4 protein-coding genes and 1 tRNA gene are annotated in these 4531 nt (G+C 63.0%); 2 read left to right on the top strand and 3 right to left on the bottom strand.

The genetic code is table 11. The annotated features are described in order from the left end of the window. From QOC89_RS26445 to QOC89_RS26435, 3 genes are all read right to left on the bottom strand, one after another. The coding region (locus QOC89_RS26445) for an ATP-binding protein (RefSeq protein ID WP_323047728.1) at positions 1-608 on the bottom strand (608 nt) is incomplete at its 3' end. Positions 609-1056: 448 nt separating this feature from the next. After that, positions 1057-2982 carry an ATP-binding cassette domain-containing protein gene (locus QOC89_RS26440; protein WP_323047727.1) on the bottom strand — a complete coding sequence of 642 codons (1926 nt, stop codon included), beginning with the start codon at positions 2980-2982 and terminating at the stop codon, positions 1057-1059. Between the two features lie 249 nt (positions 2983-3231). Next, on the bottom strand, positions 3232-3633 hold the full coding sequence (locus tag QOC89_RS26435; protein ID WP_323047726.1) for a DUF4399 domain-containing protein: 402 nt from the start codon (positions 3631-3633) through the stop codon (positions 3232-3234). A 330-nt stretch (positions 3634-3963) separates the two neighbouring features. On the opposite strand from QOC89_RS26435, the gene QOC89_RS26430 reads away from it, so the two are divergent. After that, positions 3964-4155, top strand: a complete 192-nt coding sequence (locus QOC89_RS26430; protein WP_323047725.1) for a rubredoxin — start codon at positions 3964-3966, stop codon at positions 4153-4155. A 232-nt stretch (positions 4156-4387) separates the two neighbouring features. Then, positions 4388-4462 (top strand) — tRNA-Arg (locus QOC89_RS26425). The last annotated feature ends 69 nt before the right edge of the window (positions 4463-4531 follow it).

Here is a 4531-nt window from a genome sequence, read left to right as displayed (position 1 = left end):
AGCACCGCTTTCGAGCGCAGCAGGCGCTGCAGTTCGCCGAACGGCAGGTTCGGCGAATCGAAGTATTTCGGATTGGCCCACGCGGTGACGCGCGTGCCGGACTTCTTGTCGGCTTTGGTCGCGGGTCTTACTTCGAGTTGTTTGGCGACGTCGCCATTGGCAAAACTCAGCTCGGCAACTTTGCCGTCGCGCCATACGGTGACGTCGAGGCGGGTGGACAGCGCGTTGGTGACCGACACGCCGACGCCGTGCAGGCCGCCCGAGAACGTGTATGCGCCGCCGGCGGCCTTGTCGAACTTGCCGCCCGCGTGCAGGCGCGTGAAAACGATCTCGACGACCGGCACGCCTTCATCCGGATGCAGGCCGAACGGAATGCCGCGGCCGTCGTCTTCGACCGAGACCGAGTGGTCCGCGTGCAGCGTGACCGTGATTTGCCGGCCGTGGCCGCCGAGGGCCTCGTCCGACGCGTTGTCGATAACTTCCTGAATGATGTGCAGCGGATTCTCGGTGCGGGTGTACATCCCGGGCCGCTGCTTGACCGGCTCCAGGCCCTTCAACACCTTGATCGACGCTTCGCTATACGCGGCGTTTGGCTTTTTCGTAGACATGGTTGACTCGGGTGCGTCGGTTCATCGTTGTCCACAGGTCCTGTGGACAGGTCCGTGGACAATGCGTTGAGTTTTCAAAAAAAGCGAAACGAAACAACGGGGTTAGGTGCGGTGCCCGCAGTGCGGGCAAGCTGTTTTATAGCCTGGCTTCTCTTGGGCGCGCTCGACGGCGGCTCGTTGCCGGTTCTCCAGCCCGGCAACGGCCGTCCGGTGCGAACACCGGGGAAGCCTGTTCGCGGGGTATTTTACTGATTTCGATACGGGCGGCAATTCACGGCATGCGGGATTGGCCGTTTGGATAAGGGGCAGAGTACGGCTTCGGCCAATTATGCGACCGCGACGAGACCGCTGGAGGAGCGTGAAAACATGACGACGGGGCCGCTGCGCGGCCACGCCCCCGCGCTCTGCAGGAAAGCGGCGCAAATCCGGATCGCGCCGCCCTCGTGCCTCACTTGCGCTTGTTTTCCAGCTCGTCCCAGCGTTCCAGCGCGATCAGCAATTCCTCTTCGATCGCGGCGTAACGCTCGGTCAGACGCGTGCCTTCCTGAGCGTCTTTCGCGAATACCGAACCGTCTTCGAGTTGAGCGCCGATGGTTTTCTGCTCGGCTTCGAGCGCGGCAATTTTCGCCGGCAATGCCTCCAGCTCGCGCTGATCCTTGAACGACAGCTTGGCGGCGCGCTGCGTATTGCGGGCCGCGGCGGCATCTTTCGGCGCCGCCACTTCTCTCGCCGCTTCTTTCTGCGCGTCCTGCGCCATTTGCTGCGAGCGGTCGCGTTGAATCTGCCAGTCGGTAAAGCCGCCGACATACTCGCGCCACTTGCCCCCGCCTTCCGAAGCGATCACCGACGTCGCGACGTTGTCGAGAAACGCGCGATCGTGGCTGACCAGCAGCACGGTGCCGTCGTATTCGGTGAGCAGTTCTTCGAGCAATTCGAGCGTGGGGATGTCGAGGTCGTTGGTGGGCTCGTCGAGCACCAGCACGTTGGCCGGCCGCGCGAATAGACGCGCCAGCAGCAGGCGGTTCCGCTCGCCGCCCGAGAGCGACTTGACTGGCGAACGCGCGCGTTCCGGTGCGAACAGGAAGTCGCCCAGATAGCTCATCACGTGCTTCTTCTGGCCGTTGACTTCGACCCATTCGCTGCCAGGGCTGATCGTATCGGCGAGACTTTTGTCCAGATCGAGTTGCGCGCGCATCTGGTCGAAGTACGCGACCTGCAGATTGGTGCCGATGCGCACCGTGCCTTCATCCGGCGGCAATTCGCCGAGGATCATCTTCAGCAGCGTGGTCTTGCCCGCCCCGTTCGGACCGACGAAGCCGATCTTGTCGCCACGCATCACCGTAGCCGTGAACGTGTCGACCACCGTGCGCGAACCGTAGCGCTTGGTCACATCAGTCAGTTCGGCGACGATCTTGCCGGATTTCTCGCCCTGCCCGACGTCGAGCTTGACGTTGCCCTGCACGTTGCGACGCTCGGCGCGCTCATTGCGCATCTGCACGAGCCGCGCGATCCGGCCGACGCTGCGCGTGCGGCGCGCTTCCACGCCCTTGCGAATCCACACTTCTTCCTGCGCCAGCAGCTTGTCGAACTTGGCCGCTTCCACTTGCTCGACTTCGAGCTGCTGCGCCTTCCTGGTCTGGTAAGCGCTGAAATTGCCCGGATACGACAGCAAACGCCCGCGATCCAGTTCGACGATGCGGGTAGCGACGCGGTCGAGAAACGCGCGGTCGTGGGTGATGAAGAGCAGACCCGCGCGCAGCGAGACCAGCAACTCCTCGAGCCAGCGAATGCCGTCGAAATCGAGGTGGTTGGTCGGCTCGTCGAGCAGCAGCACGTCCGGCTGTACGACCAGCGCGCGCGCCAGCGCCACGCGCTTTTGCATCCCGCCCGACAGCGACCCGACCCGCGCCTCGCCATTCAGACCGATCTGCTGCAGCGTGGTCGCCACGCGCGTGCTCCAGTTCCAGGCGTCCGCATGGTCCAGCGCCGATTGCAGCGTGTTCATGCGCGACATCAGCTCGTCGTGTGCTGGTCCTTCCGGCTCGTCGGCCAGCTGATTGGCGACCACGTCGTATTCATCCAGCAGCGCGCGGGCGTGGGTGAGGCCGGCGGCGACCGCGTCGAATACCGTGTCGTCCGTATCGAACTCCGGCTCCTGCGGCACGTAGACGCTCGTCAAACCTTGCTGGCGCGTGACGAGGCCGTCGTCAGGCTTGGTCAGATCGGCGACGATCTTCAGCAGCGACGACTTGCCCGCGCCGTTACGGCCGATCAGCCCAACGCGCTCGCCCGCTTCGAGAGAAAAATCCGCGTGATCGAGCAACGCGACGTGACCGAACGCCAGTTGGGCCCCGGTGATGGTGTAAAGCGACATGGAGAATTGGGAGAAGACAGCGATGAGTCGGAACTGCCCATTGTACCGGGCGCGCGGGCGGGTGCCTGTATGCCGGAAGAGATAGGACGAATGGCCGGCTTGAAAACTGCGGATGAACCGTACGCAAATCGGTCGCGGACGGGATCCGACCGCGCTTAAGCCGTGCTTAAGCCGTGCTCAGGCCGGGATACAAGACGGAAACGCGGCCGGACGGTGTTTGCACACGCCCGGCCCGCTCAGGTGGGCAGCTTACTTCACGTGCACCGTGATGGTCTTGCTCATTTCCGGCCCGTACGAACGATGCGCGCCGTCGCCGAATTGCAGCGTCAGCGTGTGATCGCCCGGCGGCAGCGTCAGATCGGTTTCGGTCTGGCCCTTGCCGAAGTGGAGCGATTTGTCGTTGGCGGGAATCACTTCGCCCTTGGGAAGCGGCTTGCCGTCGATCAGCAGATGATGATGGCCCGTGCCTTCCGTCATCGTACCGGCCGGCGCGACTTTCATACCGTCGACGCCGAACACCACATGCACCGGATTGGTAACAGTCGCGCCGTCCGCCGGCTGCACGAAAGACACGCCGGCGGCCTGCGCCGCGCCGGATATGGCGAGCAACCCGGCCAGTACCGTGCCGGCCAACCATTTGTTTCTGAACATCGTTTTTCTCCTTGTTGGGAAACGAGGGGCATGCGCGCCGTGCAGGCGCCGATGGCGGAGCCAGGTCAGTTGCCTGAGGCCGATCGTCGCGATCCATGCCTGGCGCCCGGCGAGCCTGCCTAAAAGACTAGCTGCGGATCAGAGCATACACGCTGGGTATGACGGGATTACTCGCGCCTGAGCCGGACACGTGTCAGGCGCTTTGAGGCGACGCCGCATCCGTAATCGGCGGTCCCTTTGTCAAATTCCGGTAATATTGCGGGTCGCCGCCGTGCCCAAAAAAGGGGCAGACTGAGCGGATCATTGCATTGAACCAAAGAAGAGTACGTCGTGAGCGAAGTAATTGAAGTGATTGAATATAAGAGCTGGGTCTGCCTGATTTGCGGCTGGATCTACAACGAAGAAGACGGCATTCCCGAAGAAGGTATCGCCCCGGGCACGCGCTTCGCCGCAATTCCGGACGACTGGCGCTGCCCGCTGTGCGAGGTCAGCAAGTCGGAGTTCGCGGTGGTGGAATTCTGAGTGAACTCAGTTGAACCGGGGCGCGCTGCGTGATGTAGTGCGCCGACGGTTCGCGCGGCCCAGCGGGTGATGACCGCTGGGCCGTTTGCTTTGTGGGACGGGCTTGGGCCGCCCTCCTCGCGGCTCGGCGTGTTTGATATACTCTGCGCTCGTTGGCGAATTTGGACTCGCCCAGTCTCTGCCTGAGGTTGCTGGTTGGCGGGGATAGCGGCGAATGTTTTGGTTTGGTCCTCTCCCTGTAGTTCAATGGATAGAACAAGTGCCTCCTAAGCGCTAGATACAGGTTCGATTCCTGTCAGGGGGACCAGGCACACGGCTTGAATCGGGCTGTAAGTCCCGCCCCATAAGGCCCTCAGGGTTCCCGTGGTGTCCGTAG

The organism is Paraburkholderia sp. (genome assembly GCF_034668105.1).
Taxonomy (GTDB): Bacteria; Pseudomonadota; Gammaproteobacteria; order Burkholderiales; family Burkholderiaceae; genus Paraburkholderia.
Note: the sequence above shows the minus strand (reverse complement) of the source record. Positions and strands in the feature narration are given on the sequence as shown.